The organism is Streptomyces luteosporeus (assembly GCF_039532865.1).
Taxonomy (GTDB): Bacteria; Actinomycetota; Actinomycetes; order Streptomycetales; family Streptomycetaceae; genus Streptomyces; species Streptomyces luteosporeus.
Genome location: NZ_BAAASL010000027.1, coordinates 1 through 23,346, shown reverse-complemented (window position 1 = coordinate 23,346; position 23,346 = coordinate 1). Strand labels below are relative to the sequence as shown.

At 72.4% G+C, this 23,346-nt stretch carries 19 protein-coding genes; 12 read left to right on the top strand and 7 right to left on the bottom strand.

The window, feature by feature from the left end; genetic code table 11:
• Positions 1-48 precede the first annotated feature (48 nt).
• The 3 genes from ABD361_RS27435 to ABD361_RS27425 form a co-directional block, all read right to left on the bottom strand.
• A complete protein-coding gene (locus ABD361_RS27435) occupies positions 49-717 on the bottom strand; it encodes a calcium-binding protein (protein ID WP_344439141.1) in 669 nt (222 codons plus the stop codon).
• A 20-nt stretch (positions 718-737) separates the two neighbouring features.
• Positions 738-1,907, bottom strand: a complete 1,170-nt coding sequence (gene wecB / locus ABD361_RS27430; RefSeq protein ID WP_344439138.1) for a non-hydrolyzing UDP-N-acetylglucosamine 2-epimerase — start codon at positions 1,905-1,907, stop codon at positions 738-740.
• A 95-nt stretch (positions 1,908-2,002) separates the two neighbouring features.
• Positions 2,003-3,259 (bottom strand): glycosyltransferase, encoded by a 1,257-nt coding sequence (locus tag ABD361_RS27425; RefSeq protein ID WP_344439135.1) that lies wholly within the window; start codon positions 3,257-3,259, stop codon positions 2,003-2,005.
• Between the two features lie 561 nt (positions 3,260-3,820).
• On the opposite strand from ABD361_RS27425, the gene ABD361_RS27420 reads away from it, so the two are divergent.
• Positions 3,821-5,659 carry a DUF2334 domain-containing protein gene (locus tag ABD361_RS27420; RefSeq protein ID WP_344439132.1) on the top strand — a complete coding sequence of 613 codons (1,839 nt, stop codon included), beginning with the start codon at positions 3,821-3,823 and terminating at the stop codon, positions 5,657-5,659.
• 42 nt (positions 5,660-5,701) lie between these two features.
• Positions 5,702-6,748, top strand: coding sequence for a glycoside hydrolase family 113 (locus ABD361_RS27415; RefSeq protein ID WP_344439263.1), 1,047 nt, complete (start codon positions 5,702-5,704; stop codon positions 6,746-6,748).
• A gap of 128 nt (positions 6,749-6,876) precedes the next feature.
• Here ABD361_RS27415 and ABD361_RS27410 read toward each other — a convergent pair whose 3' ends face one another.
• On the bottom strand, positions 6,877-7,734 hold the full coding sequence (locus tag ABD361_RS27410) for a hypothetical protein (RefSeq protein ID WP_344439129.1): 858 nt from the start codon (positions 7,732-7,734) through the stop codon (positions 6,877-6,879).
• A 267-nt stretch (positions 7,735-8,001) separates the two neighbouring features.
• Between ABD361_RS27410 and ABD361_RS27405 the strand changes: the two genes are divergently transcribed.
• The 5 genes from ABD361_RS27405 to ABD361_RS27385 all read left to right on the top strand — a co-directional run bounded on the left by ABD361_RS27405 (position 8,002) and on the right by ABD361_RS27385 (position 12,591).
• Positions 8,002-8,811 carry a S1 family peptidase gene (locus ABD361_RS27405; protein WP_344439126.1) on the top strand — a complete coding sequence of 270 codons (810 nt, stop codon included), beginning with the start codon at positions 8,002-8,004 and terminating at the stop codon, positions 8,809-8,811.
• Positions 8,812-9,055: 244 nt separating this feature from the next.
• Positions 9,056-9,814 carry a hypothetical protein gene (locus ABD361_RS27400; RefSeq protein WP_344439123.1) on the top strand — a complete coding sequence of 253 codons (759 nt, stop codon included), beginning with the start codon at positions 9,056-9,058 and terminating at the stop codon, positions 9,812-9,814.
• Positions 9,815-9,930: 116 nt separating this feature from the next.
• The gene (locus ABD361_RS27395) at positions 9,931-10,626 is read left to right on the top strand and encodes a response regulator (protein WP_344439121.1); all 696 of its coding nucleotides are present in this window, start codon (positions 9,931-9,933) and stop codon (positions 10,624-10,626) included.
• Positions 10,623-11,783, top strand: coding sequence for a sensor histidine kinase (locus ABD361_RS27390; RefSeq protein ID WP_344439118.1), 1,161 nt, complete (start codon positions 10,623-10,625; stop codon positions 11,781-11,783). The genes ABD361_RS27395 and ABD361_RS27390 overlap by 4 nt, the downstream gene beginning before the upstream one ends.
• Before the next feature lie 94 nt (positions 11,784-11,877).
• The gene (locus ABD361_RS27385) at positions 11,878-12,591 is read left to right on the top strand and encodes an MBL fold metallo-hydrolase (RefSeq protein WP_344439116.1); all 714 of its coding nucleotides are present in this window, start codon (positions 11,878-11,880) and stop codon (positions 12,589-12,591) included.
• Positions 12,592-12,780: 189 nt separating this feature from the next.
• Here ABD361_RS27385 and ABD361_RS27380 read toward each other — a convergent pair whose 3' ends face one another.
• On the bottom strand, positions 12,781-13,170 hold the full coding sequence (locus tag ABD361_RS27380; RefSeq protein ID WP_344439113.1) for a VOC family protein: 390 nt from the start codon (positions 13,168-13,170) through the stop codon (positions 12,781-12,783).
• Between the two features lie 243 nt (positions 13,171-13,413).
• On the opposite strand from ABD361_RS27380, the gene ABD361_RS27375 reads away from it, so the two are divergent.
• Together ABD361_RS27375 and ABD361_RS27370 are read left to right on the top strand one after the other, a co-directional pair.
• Entirely contained in the window at positions 13,414-14,280 is an 867-nt protein-coding gene (locus ABD361_RS27375) for a helix-turn-helix domain-containing protein (protein WP_344439110.1), read from the top strand.
• Between the two features lie 10 nt (positions 14,281-14,290).
• On the top strand, positions 14,291-14,626 hold the full coding sequence (locus tag ABD361_RS27370) for a chorismate mutase (RefSeq protein WP_344439107.1): 336 nt from the start codon (positions 14,291-14,293) through the stop codon (positions 14,624-14,626).
• 75 nt (positions 14,627-14,701) lie between these two features.
• Here ABD361_RS27370 and atpF read toward each other — a convergent pair whose 3' ends face one another.
• The gene (gene atpF / locus ABD361_RS27365; protein ID WP_344439104.1) at positions 14,702-15,256 is read right to left on the bottom strand and encodes a F0F1 ATP synthase subunit B; all 555 of its coding nucleotides are present in this window, start codon (positions 15,254-15,256) and stop codon (positions 14,702-14,704) included.
• Positions 15,257-15,533: 277 nt separating this feature from the next.
• Here atpF and ABD361_RS27360 point away from each other — a divergent pair, with 277 nt between their 5' ends.
• Positions 15,534-17,054 (top strand): pyridoxal phosphate-dependent decarboxylase family protein, encoded by a 1,521-nt coding sequence (locus tag ABD361_RS27360; protein ID WP_344439102.1) that lies wholly within the window; start codon positions 15,534-15,536, stop codon positions 17,052-17,054.
• On the top strand, positions 17,051-18,487 hold the full coding sequence (locus ABD361_RS27355; protein ID WP_344439099.1) for a lysine N(6)-hydroxylase/L-ornithine N(5)-oxygenase family protein: 1,437 nt from the start codon (positions 17,051-17,053) through the stop codon (positions 18,485-18,487). The genes ABD361_RS27360 and ABD361_RS27355 overlap by 4 nt, the downstream gene beginning before the upstream one ends.
• On the opposite strand, the gene ABD361_RS27350 is transcribed toward ABD361_RS27355, so the two are convergent.
• The gene (locus ABD361_RS27350; RefSeq protein ID WP_344439261.1) at positions 18,443-20,254 is read right to left on the bottom strand and encodes a 5'-nucleotidase C-terminal domain-containing protein; all 1,812 of its coding nucleotides are present in this window, start codon (positions 20,252-20,254) and stop codon (positions 18,443-18,445) included. The two genes, ABD361_RS27355 and ABD361_RS27350, sit on opposite strands and share 45 nt — an antisense overlap.
• 254 nt (positions 20,255-20,508) lie before the next feature.
• On the opposite strand from ABD361_RS27350, the gene ABD361_RS27345 reads away from it, so the two are divergent.
• On the top strand, positions 20,509-23,346 hold a 2,838-nt coding region (locus tag ABD361_RS27345), incomplete at its 3' end, for a type I polyketide synthase (RefSeq protein ID WP_344439096.1).

Below are 23,346 nucleotides of genomic sequence, written 5' to 3'. Positions count from 1 at the left end.
CCGACAAGCCCGGCGCCCGCCCGTCCCCGGCCCGAGGGGCGGGCGCCGTCACTCCTGCTCCGGCTCCTGCGCCGAGATGCCGGTGAACAGCACCCGGGCGTCCTCGGTGTACACCCCCACGCTGCCGCCCGTGTACGGCCGCTCGTGGTCCTCGTACGCCACCAGCCCCTTGCCGTCCACGCTGACCTCCATCCGCCCGCCGCGCTGCGCGACGCGCACGTCGGAGGCCCGGCCCACGGGGAAGTGCTCCGAGCCGGTCGCGAGGAACCGCTGCCCGCCCGGGTACGCCGGATCCCGCTTGCCGAGCTCCCAGCCGTTCGGCTTGAGGGTCACGTAGTAGAAGTGCTCGGGGTCGCTGTACGCCCACACCAGCCACGGCACCTCCCACGGGTTCGGCCTGGGGGTGCGCAGCTGGGCGAGCGTGCGCATCTTCGCCCGGAAGTCGACGTCCCCGTAGCGGCGGACGGAGACGATGAGCCCGGCGTGGGTCTCGCCGGGCTCCCGCGACGGCTTGGGGGACAGGGCCAGGCCGTCGTGCCGGCCGATGTTCTCCCCGTGCCCGTCGAAGACCGACCGCCAGGGGCCGTGCACCGAGCCCTCGGCCCACGGCCGCTCCGGCTCCCCGCTGTTCTCCCAGATGGTGCTCACGGCTATGGCGATACCCGCCACCGCGGCGACCACCAACAGGACGAGAACGAGGAGCCGGCGTCTGGTCATGCCGTCGAGTATGGCCCCGCTCAGTCGGGCTGCGTGGCGACCAGCGGCTCGGGCGCGGCAGGCGCTTCGGCGTCCGCCCCGAAGTCCTCGGCGAGCTGGGCCACGATGCGCTCGGTGGCCCGTCCGTCCCCGAACGGGTTGCCCGCCGTCGCCATCCGCCCGTAGGTCTGCGCGTCGTCCAGCAGGTGCATCGCCGCCTCCAGGATGACCTGCGGCTCGGTGCCCACCAGCCGGGCGGCCCCCGCCTCCACCGCCTCCGGCCGCTCGGTGGTGGTGCGCAGCACCAGCGCGGGCTTGCCCAGGCTCGGCGCCTCCTCCTGGATGCCGCCGGAGTCGGTGAGGACCAGGTCGCAGCCGGCGAGCGTGGCGGAGAAGTCCACGTAGTCCAGCGGCTCGACGATGCGCACGTGCGGGTGACCGGTCAGCTCCGGCAGCAGGGCCTCGCGCACGGCCGGGCTCTTGTGCAGCGGCAGCACGATCTCCACGTCGCCGCGGTCGGCGAGCCTGCGCAGCGCCTTGCCCATGGCCCGCATCTTCTCGCCCTGGTTCTCCCGGCGGTGCAAGGTGACCAGGACGCGCCGCAGGTCGCTGCGGAAGGCACTGCGCCCGGTGCCCTGCTGAAGGATCCACAGCAGGTTGTCGATGACGGTGTTGCCGGTGACGAAGACCTCGGCCTCGGGGACGCCCTCGGCCGTCAGGTGGCCGGCGGCCCGGGGCGTGGGGGCGAAGTGCCAGCGGGCGATGCGGCCGATGAGCCGCCGGTTGAGCTCCTCGGGGAAGGGGTTGTCCAGCACCCCGGTGCGCAGGCCGGCCTCGACGTGGGCGACGGGCACGTGCTCGTAGAAGGCGGCGAGGGCCCCGGTGAGGGCGGAGGTGGTGTCGCCCTGGACGACGACGAGGTCGGGCCGCTCGGCGCGGACGACCTCGCCGAGGCCGTCCACCAGCCGTGCCGTCAGCGTCGACAGCTCCTGGCGCTCGCGCATCACGTCGAGCTCCACCGTGGCCGGGATCTGCAGCATCTGCAGCATCTGGTGGAGCATTTCGCGGTGCTGGCCGGTGGTGACGACCAGCGGTTCGAACAGGGGCGAGGCGGCCATGGCGCGGGCCACCGGGGCCAGCTTGATCGCCTCGGGGCGGGTGCCCAGGACGAGCATGGCGCGCACGGGTGTGGTGATGACGTTCGGGGACATGGGTCTCCCTAGAAAGGTGCGTGCTCGAACTTGGTGGAGGAGTCTCGGTGGGGGAGTGCCGCGCAAGTCGGCGGCGCCGCAGGGTGCGGCGGCGCTCAGGTGCGCGCGGTCTTCAGCCAGGTCTGCTTGCCCGTGAGCATGCGCCACAGGCCCCACCACCCGGCGGCGAACCATATGTAGCCGTAGAAGACGAACAGGTGGGAGTACAGGACGGCACGGACGAGCCCGATGCCCTTCTCCCGCCGGTGGTACACCCAGCCGTAGGCGTACGCCGCCGTGAACGACAGCACGTACGGGCCGACGACCCACATGGGCGACAGCAGCGGGTGCCCGGCCTGCACGGATCCGATGACGGCACCGGCCACGGCGATGAGGAAGGACAGCGGCAGCAGTGAGGTGAGCAGGATCAGCACGGGGCTGGAGAGGTGGTAGAGCAGGTCGACGGCGGCCCGTACGGGCACCTCGCGCAGGATGAGCGGCACGAGGTTGGCCGACTGCAGGTGGCCCTGGAACCAGCGGGAGCGCTGGCGCACCAGCCGGCGCACGTCGAGAACGGCCTGCTGGGAGACGGCGGCGGTGGTGCAGTGGTGGTTGATCCAGCCGCGGGCGATGAGCCGGACGCCCAGGTCGAGGTCCTCGGTCAGGGAGTCGCTCCACGGCCCGCGCCCGCCGCTCGCCGCGCTCAGGGTGTCGAGCGCGGCGAGCCGCATGAACTGCCCGTTGCCGCCCATGCCGACGCTGCCGAAGTAGCGCCGGGCGGACTGGAAGACGTCGCCGTAGATGACGAACTCCATGTCCTGGAGCCGGGCGAGCAGGCCCTTGTGGCGGTTGTACATGCGCACGCCGACCTGGGTGGCGCCGGTGCGCGGGTCGTCGAAGTAGGGATCGACCGCCTGGACGATGTGCGGATCGAGGCGGCCGTCGGCGTCGACGACGCAGACGATGACGTCGGCGGGGTCGCGCCCGTCGAGGATGCCGGACTCCCGAAGGTGGCGGATGCCGGCGTTCAGGGCCGCGCCCTTGCCCTTGCGCGCGTTCGGCAGCGTGCGCTGCAGCAGGCGTACGCGGTCGGATTCCACCGCGCGGACGATGTCGGCGGTGCGGTCGTCGGAGGCGTCGTCGATGACGAGGGCCAGGAAATTCCCGGCCGGCAGGGCGGTGATGCGGGCGAGGCTCTCCGCGAGCACCTTCTCCTCGTTCAGGCAGGCGAGGAGGAAGACGTACAGGCGCTCGGCGCGCGGGCCGCGGTCGCGGCGGACGCGGAGTCTGGAGAGGACGAAAAGGGTGGTGTTGTAGCAGCCGGCCATCACGATGATGGCGATGCTCGCCCACAGCAGAATTTCGTTGATCATGAATGTCCGCCGGAACCCCGGAGGACGAACCACAGCTTCGCCGAAAGAAGAACGGCGGCTATCGCGCAGTAGAGAAGAAAGCCGGCTCCGGCCGCTTCCTGCAGGCCCTTCGCAAAGGGTATGCCCGGCAGGACTTCTGGGGCCGCCGTCAGCCCGGCCAAGGGCAGGACTGTCCCCAGAGCGGGTTTTCCGTACATGAGTTCCCCCCGGATTGCGCCTCAATCCCTCACCTGAGGCGTGCGCAGGGAAAGTATCAGATCAGCCGGTGTGTTTAGAGGTTGATGGTGGGAGTTGTTGAATCGGAACACTGAATTCTGTGGACCAACCGGTAGTTATGCCTGATGGTGGCTGTGGTGTTACGGGAGTGATCTCCGGTCCAGTCCAATGGGCTTGTCGCTAATTGCCCGCTGTGGACCAAAGTTGTCTATTGACACCCATCCGCCACCCCACAAGAATCAGCCAACTGTCGGCACCTCCACACCATCGGCCTGCCATTGGTGGAGGAATCGGCAACTGCGCGAACAACCGCGCGACATTCTGGGGGGAACCAAAATGAAGAACATGCGGCCGAGATCAGGGGTTTCCCGGGTCTCGATCGTCCTGGCCGTCATCGCCGCCCTGCTGGGCGGCGCGACTCTTTCCACGGGCGCGGAGGCGGCGATAGGCCAGGGCGGCGGCAAGCCCCGGCCGCCGCACGGCCTGCAGGGCACCGGCCCCGCCTCCGTCTCGCCGACCGGCACCGGCGACCTGAAGTCCTGGGTCTCCACCCAGCTGGCCAACGACCGCAAGCGCGCGTCCCACTCGCTCACGATCAGCCCGGCCCCGGCCACCAAGGCGACCACCGCCTCGGCCCCGCTGCAGACCCTGGCCGCCGCCCCGGGCACCTCGGCCCTCGTGCTCTACGACACGACCGGCCCGTACGGCTACCTCGGCGAGCTGTACGCCATGGCGATCGCCAACCTCGCCGGCCACTTCGGCACCGTCACCGCCAAGCCCGTCTCCGCCTACACCGCGGGCATGGTCGAGAACTACAGTGCCACCGTCTACGTCGGCTCGACGTACTACGGCGGCACGATCCCCGACGCCGTGCCCGCCGCCTTCTACCAGGACGTCAAGAACACGTCCAAGCCGGTCGACTGGATCGGCGACAACATCTGGAACATGGCCAACGCCATCGGCATCGAGGCGTTCAAGCAGAAGTACGGCTGGGACCCGACCAACTCGTACTACGAGACCAACGGCACCGTCGGGAACATCACCGAGGTCACGTACAAGAACCAGCAGCTGACCCGGAAGATCCCGGCCGGCTTCGACGGCGGCGTGCTGCACCCCGCCATCGTCACCGGCACCGGCTACCCCGCGGTCACCCAGCTGGCCACCGCCACCGACGCCAACAGCGGCACCACCTCGCCGTGGGCCATCCGCTCGGGCAACCTCACCTACCTCGGTGAGATCCCCTTCACCTACGTCTCCGAGTCGGACCGCGTGATCGTCTTCGAGGACCTCCTCTTCGACGCCCTCGCCCCCGCCACCGCCGAACGCCACCGGGCCTTCGTCCGGCTGGAGGACATCAGCCCCAAGTCGGACCCGACCGAACTGCGGGCCATGGCCGACTACCTGTACGGCCAGAAGATCCCGTACGGCATCAACGTCATCCCGGTCTACACCGACCCCAAGGGCGTCTACAACGGCGGCAAGGCCGAGACCGTCACCCTCGCCCAGGCCCCGCAGGTCGTCTCCGCGCTGAAGTACATGCTCTCCCACGGCGCGGTGCTGATGAACCACGGCTACACGCACCAGTACAGCAACGTCAACAACCCCTACACCGGGGTCACGGGCGACGACTTCGAGTTCTTCCGCGCCCACGTCGACGCCTCCGACAACGTCGTCTACGACGGACCCGTCGCCGAGGACAGCGCCGCCTGGGCCCAGGGCCGGGTGACCTCCGCGCTCGCCGGCTTCACCGCCGCCGGGCTGCCCAAGCCGGCCATCTGGACCACGCCGCACTACGCGGCCTCCGCCACCGACTACAAGACCCTCGGGCTGAACTACACCTACCGCCTGGAGCGTTCGCTGTACTTCGCCGGAACGCTCGGCGGCGGCACGGTGAACGCCTCGCGCTACATCGGCCAGTTCTTCCCGTACAGCGTCAAGGACGTCTACGGTACGACCGTGCTGCCGGAGAACATCGGCAACTACGAGCCCCTGCCCTACAACAACCACCCGGCCCGCCTGCCCGCCGACCTCATCGCCTCGGCCAAGGCCAACCTGGCCGTCCGCGACGGCGTGGCGAGCTTCTTCTACCACCCGTACTACGCCGTCGACCCGCTGAAGCAGACCGTCGACGGCATCAAGGCCCTCGGCTACACCTTCGTCGGGCCGACGGACCTCGCCCAGTGACCCGAGCCCAGTGACTCAAGGAGTCCGGTCGAAGTGAACGTGATGAGGAGGACGGCCGCCGCACTCGCGGCGGTGGCCGTCCTCTTCGTCGCCGGATGCTCCGGCTCCGGCGACGACGCACCCGACGACAGTCCCGATCCCTCGTCGAGCAGGAAGGTGAGCGGCTTGCGCGGCATCACGCTCCCCTCGTGGAACACCGACGACTACGCCGGCCCGCAAGCCGGAACGTATCTTCGCCAGATAGCGGACACCGGCGCCCGGTGGGTCACCTTCACCCCCACCTGGTACCAGGACACCGTGACCGACGCGGCCATGCGCACCACGGACGAGACCGCCAGCGACGCCAGCCTGCGCCACATCATCCGCCTCGCCCACGAGGCCGGCCTGAAGACCATGCTCAAGCCGCACGTCGACCTCACCAAGGGCGGCGACCGCGCGGAGATCCACCCCGGCGACGCTGACGCCTGGTTCGCGGCGTACGAGCGCTTCATCACCCACTACGCGGGGCTGGCCGCCGACGCGGGCGTCGAGCAGTTCGCGGTGGGCACGGAACTGGCGGGCACCTCCGGCGACGGCGCGCACTGGAGCCGCGTCGTGGCCGCCGTGCGCGAGCGCTACAAGGGCACGCTGACCTACGCCGCCAACTACGACGAGTACCGCAAGGTCGCCTTCTGGAAGGACCTCGACCTCGTCGGCATCGACGCGTACTGGCCCCTGGGCGACAAACCGACGACGGACACGGCGCGGCTGCGGCAGGCGTGGCAGCCGATCGTGGACGAACTGGCCGCGTTCTCCGCCCGCACCAAGCGCAAGATCCTCTTCACCGAGGCCGGCTACGTCAGCCAGCGCGGCTCCACCACGGCCCCCTACTCCTGGACCGTCAGCAAGCGCGACGGCGATGCGGAACAGGCGGCCGGCTACGAGGCCCTCCTGGCGACGTTCGACGGCAAGCCGTGGTGGGCGGGCGTATGCTGGTGGATGTGGGACGACTGGCCCGACAGCGGCGAGACGGCCAAAAAACTGGCCTACACGCCCCACGGCAAACCGGCGGAAAAAGTGCTGCGACGGTGGTGGCTGCGGGGGGAGTGAGCGCCCTCGCCCTCGTGGGCCCCCGGGGGCGCACCTTCCGGCCCGGCCGGCGCCGAGGCCGCCGGGCGCAGCCCGGTCCGGGGCCCGGGGCGGGCACCCGGGACGGGGGACGAGCCCGCCGTAGGCGGCTACGTGTCGCAGTCCAGCACCGCCCGGCACAGCCCGCACCGCGCGCGGAAGCGCCCCCGCACCGGCACCCGCAGCTGCTGGTCGCACTCCGGGCACGCGAACGTCACCCGCGCGCCCTCGAACGCGTAGCCCGCCCCCGCCGCCCCCGCCCGCCGGTCGCGGGCGTAGCGGTGGCGCCCCAGCCGTCCGGCGGCGGCCAGCGGCGGCCGGCGGGCGTCCTGCCGGGCGCGCTCGCGCCCGCGGACGTACGCGTCGTACGCCTGCGCGCTGGTGAACCACGGCGAGGGGTCCTCGCCGAACGCCTGCGCCCGTTTGGCCAGCACGTACCCGAACTCCTCGGGCGTGAGGTACCCCAGCTTCTGCGTCGAGACCTCCGACTCCCGGTAGGCGTCGAGCAGCAGCCAGCCGGCCCCGAGGTACGCCGCGGCGGTGTCGGTGAGGATCTCGTTGTCCCGGGTGCCGGCGAACTCCAGCCCGAGCCGGTGCAGGTAGACGTGCATGACCTCGTGGGAGAGGGCGGCCCCGATGTCCCTGCGGTGGGTCTTGAAGCGGGAGTTGAGCTCGATGAAGTACTCGGGCCCGGCGGCGAGTTCGACGTTGCCGGCGTGCCGCATGTCGCGGAAGGCGACGATCATGCGGGCGTCCGGCAGCCGCAGGTGCCGCACCATCTCGCGGGCGACGCGCTGGACGCCGAGGTAGAGGTCGTCGGTGTCGGGGAAGGCCACGTCGGCCGGCGGGACGCTGACCTCGAAGGAGCGCACCCCGTCGTAGGACAGCCGTTTGTACAGGGCGTGGATCGCCGCCCGCACGGTCTCCAGGTGCGGGAAGCCGTGCTCGATCGCGACGTCCGGGGCCACGCGGCACCACCCTTCGGGGAAGGGCACGACAGGAGCGGGCCGGCGGCCCGTGCCCTTCCACTCTAGGGGCGTGCGCGCGGCCCGCCAGGGTGCCTGCACGCGACCGGACCACCGGCCGAACGAACGTCCGGGCGACTGTCCGAAAAGGGGGCTGGGGCGCGGGTGTCGTGCGGCCGGATAATCGCCTCGCGCATTGTCATGAGCCCAACAAGCATGCACCTCCCACCACGCGTGCGATGCGCACAACCTCCCACGAAAGGAAGTCCGTTGCGCAACCACCCCCAGGCGCTCAGGAGAATCACCGCCATCGGCACCGTCGCCCTCGCCGCCCTCTCCCTCCAGGTCGGCGGCGCCGCGGCCCAGGACCCCGGCCCCACCCCCGGCCCCACTCCCGGCCCGAGCGTCGTCGGCGGCGTGCCGGCCGCCCAGGGCGAGTTCCCGTGGATGGTGCGGCTGTCCATGGGCTGCGGCGGCGCCCTGTACACCCACCAGATCGTCCTCACCGCCGCCCACTGCGTCAGCGGCAGCGGCGCCAACACCTCCATCACCGCCACCGCCGGCGTCGTCGACCTCAACTCCTCCCAGGCGATCAAGGTCAAGTCCACCCGCGTCCTGCAGGCCCCCGGCTACAACGGCTCCGGCAAGGACTGGGCGCTGATCAAACTCGCCAGGCCGATCAACCTGCCCACCCTCAAGACCGCCGACAACCCCTCGTACAACAACGGCACCTTCACCGTCGCCGGCTGGGGCGCCACCAGCGAGGGCGGCGGCCAGCAGCGCTACCTGCAGAAGGCCGACGTGCCCTTCGTCGACGACGCCACCTGCCAGGGCGCCTACGGCAACCTCATACCCGGCGAGGAGATCTGCGCCGGCCTCCTCGACACCGGCGGCGTGGACACCTGCCAGGGCGACTCCGGCGGCCCCATGTTCCGCAAGGACGACTCCGGCAACTGGATCCAGGTCGGCATCACCAGCTGGGGCCAGGGCTGCGCACGCCCCGGCTACCCCGGCGTCTACACCGAGGTCAGCACCTTCGCCTCCGACATCGCCTCCGCCGCGGCGAGCCTGGGCGGCTGAGCCCCCGCCGTACCCCGTTCGCCCCGCGCGCCCGTACCGGCCCCGCCGGCCGGTATGGGCCCGCAAGCACCCCCGGAACCCCTCTGCGGTATGACCCCGGGCCCCCTCGTCATCCTTTCGGCCGACACGGGAATGGTCGGACAGTCGAGGTGTGCGGCGCCGATACGTCCGTAACGTAAGGGGGTGGCCCCGCCGGACCGGCGGAGCACCCCGAAGCCGCCCGTTACGGAAAGGCACCACTTCCGTGTCCGTCACGTCGTCCGCCGCGCCCCGCGTCGCAGCCGCCGCAGTCCTCACCGCCGCCGTCGCCGCCGTGGTGTACCCGACGGCGACCGCCTTCGCGGCCCAGCAGACCGACCGCGACACCCGCCCCGGCGGCCCCGGCACCACCACCGTCCAGCAGGTCCTGCTGCCCGACGGCAGCCGCGCCCGGCTCACCTCCGGCAGCGGCGGCACCAGCGTGACCGTCACCCGCGGCACCCAGCACAGCACCATCGACACCGGCCGCCCCGCCGCCGACCTCGACCGCCTCCACCTGCGCATCCTCGGCGGCAACACCACCCGCCCCACCCTCAGCGCCCGCCTCGACGGCAGCCGGCTGCCCACCTACTACGACTTCGCCTCCGGAGCCCTGCGGCACACCCTCGACGCCGGCGAGGCCGCCCGCCCGGCCGCCACCGCCTCCGGCACCCGGGCCCGCACCACCAAGGACCACCACACCCTCCCCGCCGGCACCACGGGCGGCGCCACCACCGTCACCGTCACCCCGCACACGCCCGCCGCCGGCGGCCACCGGAGCACCGGCCACCACGGCAAGCCGCCCCACGACTCCTCCGGCAACCCCGTCAAGCGCGTGGTCGAGGCCGGCCAGGTGATCAAGGCCAGCCACGACGCGGGCGAGGTCGGCACCCCCGTCGTCGTCGGCGGCATCGCCGTGCTCGCCGCCGGCGGCGCCTACGGCGTACGGGTGGCGCTGCGGCGCGGCGGCCGCACCGCCGGCTGACCGCCCCCTCGGCCGTACGCCGCTGCGGTTGCGGCACCCGGGCACCACCGGTGACATGGGAGGAGCCCGGCCGCATCCGACACCCCACAGAAGCGTTCGAGGAACTAGGGCACAGCATGCCGATCAGCGTGGTCATCGCCGACGACCAGGAAATGGTCCGCACCGGGTTCCGGATGATCCTGGAGAGCCAACCCGACATCGAGGTCGTCGCCGACGCCGTCGACGGCGAGGCCGCCCTGGAGGCCGTCGAACGTTACGACCCCGACGTCCTGCTCCTCGACATCCGCATGCCCAAGCTCGACGGCCTGGAGGTCACCCGCCGCCTGTCCGCCCTGGCCGCCACCCGGCCCGAGCGCGCCCAGCGCCCCCGCATCGTCATCGTCACCACCTTCGACCTCGACGAGTACGTGCACACCGCGCTGCGCAACGGCGCCTCCGGCTTCCTGCTGAAGGACGCCAGCCCCGCCATGCTCGTCGAGGCCGTGCAGGCCGCCGCCGTCGGCGACTCCCTGATCTCCCCGGCGATCACCGTCCGCCTCCTGCGCGACATGGCACCCGCCGCCGCCTCCGCCGACGCAGCCGCAGGAGCCCCCCTCAAGCAGCCCACCGAGCCGCTCACCGACCGCGAGGCCGACGTCGTGCGCTGCCTGGCCCGCGGCGCCACCAACGCCGAGATCGCCGCCGAACTGTACGTCTCCCTGTCCACGGTCAAGACCCACCTGGCCAACGTGCAGCTCAAGCTCGACGCCCGCAACCGCGTCGAGATCGCCGCCTGGGCCTGGGAGAGCGGGCTGGCCACGGGCAGCACGTGAGCAGATGGACCGGCTGGGCCGCCCGCCACCCGCACCGCGCGGCGGCCGCCAAGGCGGTGCTCGCGGCGGCCCTGCTGTTCCTCGTCGCCTTCGAGGGCATCGCCCTGGCCACCCAGCCCAGCCGGCCGCACGCCGTCGTCCTGGCCACCGGCGTCCTGGTGTGCCTGTGCGCCGTCCCCTACACCTGGATCCCGCTGCCCGCCCGCGCCGCCGCGGCCGTCGCCGTCTCCTGGACGGCCTCCGGCGTCCTGATGACCGGGCAGCACCCCACCACCGTGTGGGGCATGGGCGAGGACATCGCCCTGCTGGTGCTCTTCAGCGCCGTCGTCACCCGCTCGCCCGACCGCACCGCCGCCCTCCTCGGACCGGCCCTCGCCGTCGCCATCGTCGCCGTCCCCCTGCGCGATCTGAACCCCGGCTGGTTCACCGCCCTGTTCTGCGTCCTGCTCGTCGTCGTCGGCACCTACTCCCTGCTCCTGCGCGGCCACGCCACCCAGCGCCTGCGCGACATGGCCGCCGTCCGCTCCGCCGAACGCCTCGAACTCGCCCGCGAACTGCACGACCTGGTCGCCCACCACATCACCGGCATCGCCGTACAGGCCCAGGCCGCCCGCTTCACCGCACTCAGCGGCGCCGACGCCGCCGCCACCTTCCAGCGCATCGAGACCTCCGCCACCGAGGCCCTGGGCGCCATGCGCCGCCTGGTGCGCGTCCTGCGCGAGAGCGGCGAGCCCGAGACCGAACCCGTCGCCGGCCTGCCCGAGGTCCGCGCCCTGACCGAGGAATTCGCCCGCACGGGCCCACCCGTCGCCCTCTACATCGAAAAGGGCATGGAGACCTGGATCCCCGGCGAAGTCGCCGCCGGCGTCCACCGCGTCGTGCGCGAGTCCCTCACCAACATCCGCAAGCACGCCGCCGACGCCACCGCCGTGCGCATCGGCGTACGCGGCGTGCCCGCCGGCGTCGAACTGCGCATCGCCGACGACGGCAAGCACGCCGCCCAGCTCGCCGAGAAGGCCCGCGGCGGCGGCTTCGGCCTCGTGGGCCTGGCCGAACGCGCCAAGGCCATGGGCGGCCGCCTGACCGCCGGCCCCGCCCCCGAGGGCGGCTGGCAGGTCACCGCCCTCTTCCCGGTGGACCGCGGCGACGGCTCGTGAGGCTGCCGGCTCCGTCGCCCGCTTCGCCTTCGGCTCAATCCGCCCAAGGCGCAAAGTGGTGGGGCGGGGGAGTGCGACTGGTTAGCGTGCCCCCATGAAGATCACCACCACCCAAGTGACGCCCGACATATGGATGTTCACCTTCGCCGCCGGCCAGTCCTACGCGGTGCGCTCCCGCGACGGCTGGTCCCTGGTGGACACGGGCCTGCCCGGTCACGCCGAGCCGCTCCTCGACGAGCTGGCCCGGCTGGGCGCGCGCCCGCAGGACGTCCGCGACATCGTGCTGACCCACTTCCACATGGACCACGCCGGCTCCGCGGCCGACCTCGCCGCGGCTACCGGCGCCCGCGTCCTGGCGGGCGCCGGCGACGCCCCCTTCATCCGCGGCGAACGACCGGGCCCCCCGCCGGTGCTGGAGGACTGGGAGGTCCCCCTGTACGAGTCCGTCCACGCGAACCTGCGCGACGTCCCGCCCGTCCCGCCGTGCCCCGTCGACCGGGAACTCACCGACGGCGACACCCTGCAATGGGGCGAGGAGACCGTCCGAGTTATCGCCGTACCGGGCCACACCCCGGGCAGCATCGCCCTGCACCTGACGCCCTCACGGGTGCTCTTCACCGGCGACACGATCGCCCGGCACCCGGACGTGATGCTGGGCGTCTTCAACACCGACCGGCGGCAGGCCGTTGCCTCCTTCCACCGTCAGTGCGCACTCGACGTTCAAACGGCCTGTTTCGGCCACGGCGCCCCCCTCACCGGCAACGCGGGCCCCGCACTCCGCGCGGCAGCGGAACGCCTGCCGGCGTAGGCACGGTGCCCTTCGGCCACCGGATGGGGACGGTGTCCGGCGCCCCGTAGGGGCGCGGGGAACTGCGCGACAAGCCACGACGCGCCCGCAGACGGAGAGCCGTGCTGCGCCCGGGCCCCGGGGTGGCACGTCGGCTGCGGGCCGTCGGTGGCCGATCGCGCAGTTCCCCGCGCCCCTACGGGGCGCGCCCTAGCCCTCTTGCCCGTAGCACAGGCAGAACGGATGCCCCGCGGGGTCCGAGAAGACCACGAACCCCCGCTCCTTTCCGCCGCTGTCGTGCAGGAACACCGCCCCCAGCGCGACGACCTGCTCCCGCGCCCGCTCCACGTCCTCCCGGGACGGCACATCGAAGTCCAGGTGCATCTGCTGCGGATGCTCCGGATGCGGCCAGCGCGCAGGAACGTACTCGCCCTTCACCCCCTGGAAGGCGATGCGCCGCCCGGTGCCCGGCTCGGTCAGCCACACCCAGTCCGGCTCCTCGTCGGCCTCGACGCGCCACCCGAGGATCGCCGCGTAGAACTCCGCGAGGGCCAGCGGATCGGGGCAGTCGACGACGAGGCACTGCAGTTTCGCGATCATGAACCCACGGTGCCACACCCCGCCTCGTACCCGCACAAAAAAATGGCTTCACCGCCGCCGCCGTCGGGCAATAGACAGGCAACGGGGTTCCGTCCCGTTGGTCACCGTCATCGGCCGGTGACCAGCGGGACGGGGCTCGGCTTCCGGCCCGGTGAAGACCGCCGCCGTCGCCCTCTGGCGGGGGAGCGGACCATGGACGAAGATCGACGCTGATGGGACGCCGGCGACCGGGCGGAGGGCGGCATGTACCACTCCTGGGCGCGCTCCTTCAGCCCCCGCCCCGTCCACCACCGCCTCGGCCTGGTCTGCCTCGGCGTCGGCCTCCAGCACGGCGCCCTGCCCCCCGTCGGCCCCCGCACCCCCGACCACCACACCGCCGTCGTCATCAGCGCCGGCAGCGGCTGGCTGCGCACCCCCGACGGCCGCACCCGCCCCGTCACCGCCCCCTGCCTGCTGTGGCTGCTGCCCGGCACCCCCCACCACTACGGTGCGGCCCGCGGCGCCGGCTGGGACGAGGCCTACGTCGACTTCACCGGCCCCGCCGCCGACGCCTACACCGAACTCGGCTGCATCGACCCCGACCGCCCCCTCGTACCGCTCACCGACACCACCGCCGCCCGCGCCGCCGTCACCCGCATCGCCCGCGCCGCCCGCCCCGGCAACCCCCTGCTCGAAGTCGAGACCTCCGCCGCCGTCCACGAACTCCTCGTCGCCCTGTGCCGCGCCCGCGCCGACGCCCCCCGCGCGGCCGACCCCCTGCTGCAGGCCCTCGCCCGCGACGCCTTCCTGCCCCTGTCCGTCGCCCAGCACGCCGCCCGCCACGGCATGACCCCCGCCGAGCTGCGCTCGGCCGTACGACGCGGCGCCGGCTGCAGCCCCAAGGACTACCTCCTCGGCATCCGGATCGGCCGCGCCAAGGAACTCCTCGCCGCCACCGAACTGCCCGTCGCCGCCGTCGCCCGCCGCGTCGGCTACACCGACCCCGCCTACTTCAGCCGCCTGTTCACCCGCCGCATCGGCACCCCGCCCGTCCGCTTCCGCGCCCGGCACGGCGCCCGCGTCCCCTCTCCGGAGCACCCGCCGGTCATCACCCCGCCGACTTCCGCATAGGGTCGGTGACGTGGAAGACAAGAACAACCGTGCCCCCGCCGCCGACGCCGGCACCCTCGACGAGGCCGTCCTGGCCGAACTCGTCCGGCTGCGGGACAGCATCGACAACATCGACGCCGCAGTGATCCACATGCTCGCCGAGCGCTTCAAGTGCACCCAGCAGGTGGGGCACCTCAAGGCGGCCCACAAGATGCCGCCCGCCGACCCGTCCCGCGAGGCGCGCCAGATCGCGCGCCTGCGGCAGCTGGCGGAGAACGCGAAGCTCGACCCCGCCTTCGCGGAGAAGTTCCTCAACTTCATCATCGCCGAGGTCATCCGCCACCACGAGACCATCGCCCGCTCCTGACCGACCCCGCAAAAGACAAGGCTCCCCGCACCCTGACGGGTGCGGGGAGCCCGGGCCTATGGCTTCGCCGGCTGATCAGTCGCGGGCTTCGCCCGCCGCCGCGTCCGACACCTTCGCCGTGCGCAGCTCCTCCAGGTAACGGTCGACGATGCCGCTGCGCTGCGCGTACTCCACCATCGACTCGCCGACGATCCGGCCCGCCAGCTCCGTCGCCAGCGCGCCGACCTGCTCGCGCAGCTCCGCCTCGGCCACCGCACGCTCCGCGTCGATCACCGCGTGACCGGCGGCGATGATCTCGTCCCGCTGCCGCTGACCCTCGGCCCGCAGCTCGGCGATGATCGCCGTACCCTGCTCCACCGACTCCTGACGCAGCCGCGCCGCCTCGTGCCGGGCCTCGGCCAGCAGCTCCTGGTACTCGGCGTGGACCCGCGCCGCCTCGGCACGCGTCTCCTCCGCCTCGTCCATCCGGCCCTCGGTGGCCTGCTCGCGCTCGACCAGCACCTTGTTGATCCGGGGCAGGATCACCTTCGCCATCACGGCGAACACGAGGAAGAAGAGCACCAGACCCAGAACGAGCGGTGCGAGGTCGGGCTTCAGCGGCCCCACGTCGAGAGCAAAAGTCATGGCCATGGTGTGCACAATACCGGGCCGCCCACCCCGCCCCGCGCCACCCACCCCGACCGAAGGGGTCAACCCGCCCCCACCACAAGGCATCGGCGCCCCAATACCCACCATCGGGCGAAACCTCCCCCACCCCATGTCACCGAACGTACACGCACAGGTACCTTCAACGGCTGGTGCGGCCGCCCCGACCGAAAGGGCCGCACCCGCACCACCACCCCGCCCGGACGACCCCCACCCCACCCGTCCGACGCACCACCGCACCACCGACCGAAGGGGCACCCCCATGCCCGCGCCGCCCCCGGCCCGCCTCACCCCCGCACCCCCCCTCGCGGGCGGCACCCAAGGCACCCACGCCCTGCGCCCCCTCGTCGACATCGCCCTGAACGCCCTCGCCCGCGGCGCCACCGCCCGCGGCGGCCCGCTGCCCACCGGCGGCCCCCACGCCGTCGCCGCCCGCATCCGCGCCACCGCCACCCCCGTCCTCCCCGAGGACGGCACCGGCGCCGACGAAGCCCTCCACACTCTCCTGCAAGCCCTCGCCGAAGGCGCCGCCGACCCCGCCGACCCCCGCTGCGCCGCCCACCTGCACAGCCCGCCCCTCGCCCTCGCCGCAGCCGCCGACCTCGCCGTCAGCGCCCTCAACCCCTCCCTCGACTCCTGGGACCAGTCGCCCTCCGCCACCGCCCTCGAAGCCCTCACCACCCGCGCCCTCGCCGCCCTCGCCTACCCCGACCGCCCCGCACCCGACGCCCTCGTCACCACCGGCGGCACCGAGTCCAACCAGCTGGCGCTGCTCCTGGCCCGGGAGGCGGCGCACGGCCCCGTGGCGCACGGCCCCGCGGCGCCGGTCACTGCGGCGCCGGTCACCGCGGACGAGGGCGCCACCCTCCCCGCCGCCCGTACCGCCCCGGGGCACCGGGCCGCGCCGCCCGGGCCGCTGCGGGTCCTCTGCGGGGCCAACGCGCACCACAGCATCCACCGCTCCGCCTGGCTGCTGGGCCTGCCCGCACCCGAGGTCCTGCCCACGCCGAGCGGCGTCCTGCACCCCGACGACCTGCGCGCCGCCCTCGCCCGCCGCCACCCCGGCCGCACCCTCGTCGTCGCCACCGCCGGCACCACCGACGCCGGCCGCATCGACCCCCTGCCCGCCCTCGCCGACCTGTGCGACGCCCACGGCGCCCGCCTGCACGTCGACGCCGCCTACGGCGGGCCCCTGCTCTTCAGCGACACCCTCAAACCGGCCCTCACCGGACTCGAGCGCGCCCACACCGTCGCCCTCGACCTGCACAAACTCGGCTGGCAGCCCGTCGCCGCCGGGCTGCTCGCCGTCCCCGACGCGGCCGACCTGCGCCCCCTGGCGCACCGCGCCGACTACCTCAACCCCGCCGACGACACCGAGGCCGGCCTGCCCGACCTGCTGCACCGCTCCCTGCGCACCACCCGCCGCCCCGACATCGTCAAGATCGCCGTCACCCTGCGCGCCCTCGGACGCCGCGGCATCGCGGCCCTCGTCGAACACGTCTGCGCCAGCGCCCAGCACCTCGCCGACCTCGTCGAGGCCCACCCCGCCCTCGAACTCCACTCACGCCCCACCATCAGCACCGTTCTCTTCCGCCCCATCGGTGCCGATCCCCACACCACCGCCCGCATCCGTCGCCGCCTGCTGCACACCGGCCACGCCGTCCTCGGCCGCGCCACCACCCCCCAGGGCCTCTGGCTCAAGGCCACCCTGCTCAACCCCCACACCCGCCCCGACGACCTCCGACACCTGCTGACACTCGTGGAAGGCCACACCACCCGATGACCCCGCAGCCCCCCACCTCCGCCCCCGACCAACCCCTCGACCTCGTCGGCGTCGGCATCGGCCCCTTCAACCTCTCCCTCGCCGCCCTCGCCCAGCCCCTGGCCGACCTGCGCATCGCCTTCTACGACCAGAACCCCGCCTTCCACTGGCATCCCGGCCTGCTCATCGACGACACCACCCTCCAGGTCCCCTGGCTCGCCGACCTCGTCACCCTCGTCGACCCCACCAGCCCCTGGTCATTCCTCAACTACCTCAAAAGCCGAGACCGCCTCTTCCCCTTCTACTTCGCCGAGCGCCAGCACATCCACCGCGCCGAATACGACGCCTACTGCCGCTGGGTCAGCCGGCAGCTGACCGGCCTGCACTTCAACCACCACATCGACGCCGTCCGCTGGAACCCCGAACGCGTCCTGTTCGAAATCGACTACACCCAGCTCGACCCCGAGGGCGAAGCCGACGCCCTCGGCCGCGCCTACGCCCGCAACCTCGTCCTCGGCGTCGGCACCGCCCCCTACGTCCCCGAACCCCTGCGCCCCCTCGCCGAGGCCCCCGGCGTCCCCGTCCTGCACTCCGCCGACTACCTCGACCACCGCGACGCCCTGCTCGCCGCCGAGCACATCACCGTCATCGGCTCCGGCCAGTCCGGCGCCGAAGTCCTCCTGGACCTCCTGCGCAACCGCCCCGCCGGCCGCGAGAAGCTCCACTGGCTCGCCCGCACCCCCGCCTTCGCGCCCATGGAGTACAGCAAGCTCGGCCTGGAGCACTTCACCCCCGACTACACCCACTACTTCCGCACGCTCCCCGAGCCCGTGCGCGACCAGGTCCTGCCCCGGCAGTGGCAGCTCCACCAGGGCATCGACAACAACACCATCACCGCCATCCACGACGAGCTCTACCGCCGCAGCCTCCACGGCGGCTGGCCCGACGTGACCCTCACCCCCGGCGTCTTCGTCCGCACCGCCGGCCGCGTCGGCACCACCCGCGTCGAACTCCACCTCGAACACATCCAGCAGGGCAGCCGCTCCCGCCTGACCACCGACGCCGTCGTCCTCGCCACCGGCTACCGCGAACGCCGCGTCGACACCCTCCTCGCCGCCCTCGACCCCTACATCCGCCGCGACTCCAACGGCCGCCCCCGCATCGACGAACACCACCGGCTCGTCCTCGACCCCTCCGTCAAGGGCGCCATCCACGTCCAGAACGCCGAGTCCCACACCCACGGCATCGGCACCCCCGACCTCGGCCTCGCCGCCTGGCGCAGCGCCGTCATCCTCAACGCCCTCGCCGGCAAGACGGTCTACGCCCTGCCCGACCGGACCGCCTTCACCACCTTCGGCCTGGAGCCGCGGCCCGCGCCGCGACCCCAGAACGCCATCGGCGGCCCCGGCTCAGAAAACCGGCACACCATCCCGCGTCAGCTTCCAGTCCACTGACGCGAAACGCTCCACCTCGATCGAGCCCTTCGCCTTCACCCAGCCGATGATCGTGTTACGGATCTCCTCCGAATTCGCCCACACCTGCTTCGCCCCCGCCACGTGCGGGAAATTGCCCCCACCGCTGGCCCGGTAATTGTTCACCGCCAGCACGAACTGCGCCGAGTCGTCGAGCGGCTTGCCGTCGAAGGAGAGATTGACGATCCGCGCCCCCGGCGCCTTCGCGATGTCGATCTCGTACGACAGGCCGCCCACCACGTCGTAGTTGTAGTCCGGAACGCCGTCCGCATTCGTCAGCTTCGCCGGGTCCACCGGCCCACCGGACGGCGTCCGCACGTAGTACCGCGCCGAGAACTCCAGGTAGTCCCGCAGCTGTGCGCCGGTCATCACCCGCGCCTCCAGCGTGTTCTCGAACGGGTACAGACCCGCCACCTGCCGGATCGACACCTTCCCCGACGGCACCCCCGCCGTCCGCGAGAAGCACGACGCCTGCGAGAGGACCGGCAGCGCGGCGTACTGCGTACCCGCCAGCGCCGCCCGCACCGTCTCCACCTGCACGTGGTTGATGAAATCGATGATCGGCGTGTCCTTGTACGCCGCCTCCGCCGCGCTCATCGCCGCCGTCGACGTGCCGATCACCTCATTGACGTAGGCCACCACCTTGCGGTGCTCCGCACCCAGCAGCTTCGTGATCTTCGGGTCCTCGGCGACCGTGTTCGAGTTCAGCACCTTCGCCGACACCGACTCCACCTGCCAGGAGCCCCGCTCCCACACCACGGAGAAGTCGAACAGCGTCAGCCGCTGCCCCCACTTCAGCGGCTCGGAGAGCACGACCTGCTTGCCGGTCTTCTTGTTTGTTACCCGGTACTCCGGGATCTCCGTGTGGGCGTGCCCCACCAGGATCGCGTCGATCCCCGGCACCTGCTCGGCCACCAGTGCCGCCGCGTTCTCCACGTACGGCAGCGCATCACCGTACGAGGACGTGCCGCTCGCACCCGAGTGCGCCGCCACGATCACCACGTCCGCACCCATGGACCGCAGCTTCGGCACCCACTTCGCCGCCTGCTCCTCCAGGCCCGGGAAGACCATCTTCCCCTGCACGTTCGCCTTGTCCCAGATCGCGATGCCCGGATTCGTCAGCCCCAGGACCGCCACCTTCACGTCCCGCCCGTGCGGCGTGCACACCCGCTTCATCACGTACGGACGGAACGCCGGCTTCAGCGTCTTCGCGTCCAGTGCGTTCGCACCGAGCAGTGGGAAACGGCACTGCTCCTCGAACTTCCGCAGCGTCGGAATGCCGTAATTGAATTCGTGATTGCCCAGCGCCGCCGCGTCGTACCCCATCGCGTTCATCGCCCGCGCCATCGGGTGCACCGGACCGTGCGCACCGGTGATCGGATCGACCCGGGCGTAGTAGTACGACAGCTGCGTGCCCTGGATCGTGTCACCCGCATCGATCAGCAGGGTGTTGGCGCGGCCCTTCTCGCCCCGCACCTGGTTCACGAGCGTGGAAATCTTCGCCAGGCCCACGTCGTTGTGCGCCTTGTCGTCGAATTCCGCGTCGGTGAAGTAGTCCCAGTTGAAGACGTTGCCGTGCAGGTCGGTGGTGCCCATCACCGTGAACGCGTACCGCTTCTTCGGCCGGCCGTGGCCCCGGTCCCCGGCGGCGGCCGGAGCCGCCTGGGCCACCCCCGACGCCCCGGCGAGCGCCACTCCGGCGCCCGTGACGGCCGTACGCCCCAGAAAGTCCCTGCGGTTGAGCGGCATGTGTGCTGTTCTCCCCAAGTAGTGGTCGACGCGAAGCAGCGTGGCGTGGTCAACGCGCGTAGATTCGCGTGGATTCGCGCGTTGATTCTGAACCAGCCACCGCCCCGCGCACCACGTACGAAGCACCAAACCTTCACCGCCCGCCGGACCGCTCACCGCGCATGCATCCGGCCGTCGCACGGACGAATCCCCGCAAGCAATCCCATGGAGTGACAAGTCGTTTCATGGGCCTGCGACGCGCCCATCCATGTCGCATGAGCCGTGACGGGTACACAACCAGCCCGGCCGACCGGGCCATAGCCATCGTGGGCGTCTCCTGCCGCCTCCCCGGCGGCATCACCGACCTCACCACCTTCTGGCAAGCCCTCCACGACGGAGCCGACCTCATCGGCGACGTACCCCCCGACCGCTTCCTGACGGAACGGTTCGTCGACACCTCCCGCCCCCGCCCCGGCAAGAGCTACACGCACGCCGGCGGCTTCCTCACCGACATCGCCGGATTCGACGCCGCCCACTTCGGCATCTCGCCGAAGGAAGCCGCACAGATGGACCCCCAGCACCGGCTCCTGCTCGAACTCGCCGCCGAAGCCCTCGACGACGCCGCCATCGCCCCCGACACCCTCGCCGGCACCGACACCGCCGTCCACATCGGCATCTCCGACCACTCCTACGGCGCCCTGCAAATGCTCATGACCGACAGGGTCAACGCCTACACCCTCCTCGGCGCCGCCTCCTCCCTCGCCGCCAACCGCATCTCCCACGCCCTCGACCTGCGCGGCCCCAGCATCGCCGTCGACACCGCCTGCTCCTCCTCCCTCGTCGCCCTCGACCAGGCCTGCCGGGACCTGCTCACCGGCCGCTGCACCACCGCCCTCGCCGGCGGCGCCAACCTGCTCCTGAGCCCCTACCACTACATCGGCTTCTCCCAGGCCGCCATGCTCTCCCCGACCGGCCGCTGCCGCTCCTTCTCCGCCCACGCCGACGGCTACGTACGCGCCGAAGGCGGCGGCATGCTCCTGCTCAAACCCCTGGCCACCGCCCTCGCCGACGGCGACCGCATCCACGCCGTCATCACCGGCACCGCCACCAACTGCGACGGCCGCACCCCCGGCATCGCCCTGCCCCGCCCCGAGGCCCAGGAAGCCCTCCTGCGCGACCTGTACGCCCGCACCGGCACCGACCCCGACGACATCGCCTACCTCGAAGCCCACGGCACCGGCACCCCCGCCGGCGACCCCGCCGAATGCCAGGCCGTCGGACACGCCCTGGCCGTGCACCGCACCCGCTCCGGCGACCTGCCCGTCGGCTCCGTGAAATCCAACCTCGGCCACCTCGAACCCGCCTCCGGCATCGCCGGCCTCCTCAAGGCCCTGCTCGTCCTGCGCCACGGCACCGCCCCGCCCACCCTGCACGCCACCCCGCCCAACCCCCGCATCGACTTCACCGCCCTGCGCCTCGCCCCCGTCCTGCACCCCCTGCCCCTGCACCTCACCCCGCGCAGCGCCGTCGGCGTCAACTCCTTCGGCTTCGGCGGCACCAACGCCCACGCCATCCTCACCCCACCGCCGGCACCGCCCGTACCTGAAGCCGAACCCGGCCCCGGCCCCGAACCCGGACCCGGCCCCGAACCCGGATCCGGCCCCGAACCCGGCCCCGTACGCCTCCGGGGACCCGAGCCCGAACTGCCCTTCCTCGTCTCCGCCCGCACCCCGGCCGCCCTCGACCAAGCACTGCACCGCCACGCCGCACACCTTCAGAGCAGCACCGCGCACACCTACTACGACCTCGCCCACACCGCCTGCCTCAGGCGCGCACAGCACCCCCACCGGGCAGCCGTCCTCGCCACCACCCCCGCACAGGCCGCCCAACGCCTCACCCAGCTCACCCGCACCCCCACCACCCCCGCCGGAGCACGCGCCGCACGCGTCGCCCACGGCCGCATCGTCTTCGCCTTCTCCGGCAACGGCGCCCAATGGACCGGCATGGCCGCCGACCTCCTCGCCACCGACCCCCTCTTCCACCGGGCCGTCGAGGAGATCGACGAAGCACTCGCCCCCCACCTCGGCTGGTCCGCCCTCGAAGCCCTCACCACCCGCGCCCCCCTCGACCGCACCGAGACCGCCCAGCCCCTGCTGTTCACCGTCCAGGCCGCACTCGTCACCTGGCTGCACCACCACGGCATCCACCCCGACGCCGTCACCGGCCACAGCGTCGGCGAAATCGCCGCCGCCCACACCGCAGGAGCACTCACCCTCACCGACGCCGCCCGCGTCGTCGCCGCCCGCGCCACCGCCCAGGCCCCCACCGCCGGCAGCGGCACCATGGCCGCCGTCCCCCTCTCACCCCGGCAGGCCACCGACCTCGTCGCCGGCCACCCCCACCTCGAACTCGCCTGTCACAACACCCACCGCGACGTCACCCTCACCGGCCCCCACGAACACATCACCCGACTCGTGGAACACCTCTCCGCACAAGGCACCGACTGCACCCTGCTCCCCCTCGACCACGCCTTCCACAGCCGCGCCATGGACCCCATCGAAAAACCCCTGCGCACCGCCCTCGAAGGCCTCACACCCCGCCCCACCCGCATCCCGATGATCTCCACCGTCACCGGCCGGCCCGTCCACGGCACCGAACTCGACGCCGGCTACTGGTGGCACAACATCCGCCACCCCGTCCTCTTCGCCCCCGCCGTCCACCACCTGCTCGACCACCACCACGACGTCCTCATCGACATCGGACCCCACCCCGTCCTGCGCCCCTACCTCCGCCGCCTCACCGAGAACACCCCCACCCCCATCGCCCTCCCCACCACCCTCACCCGCGACACCCCCGCAACCGACGCCCTCCACACCACCCGCGCCCACCTCCTCGCAGCAGGCGCAGGCCCCCACCCCCGCACCCACTTCCCCCGCCCCGGCAAGGTCACCGACCTCCCCACCTACCCCTGGCAACACGAACGCCACTGGAACGGCACCCCCGCCACCTGGACCGGGGGAGAGGGCACCGGCCACTACGACCACCCCCTCCTCGGGGACCGCCCCCCCCCCCCCCCCCCCCCCCCCCCCCCCCCCCCCCCCCCCCCCCCCCCC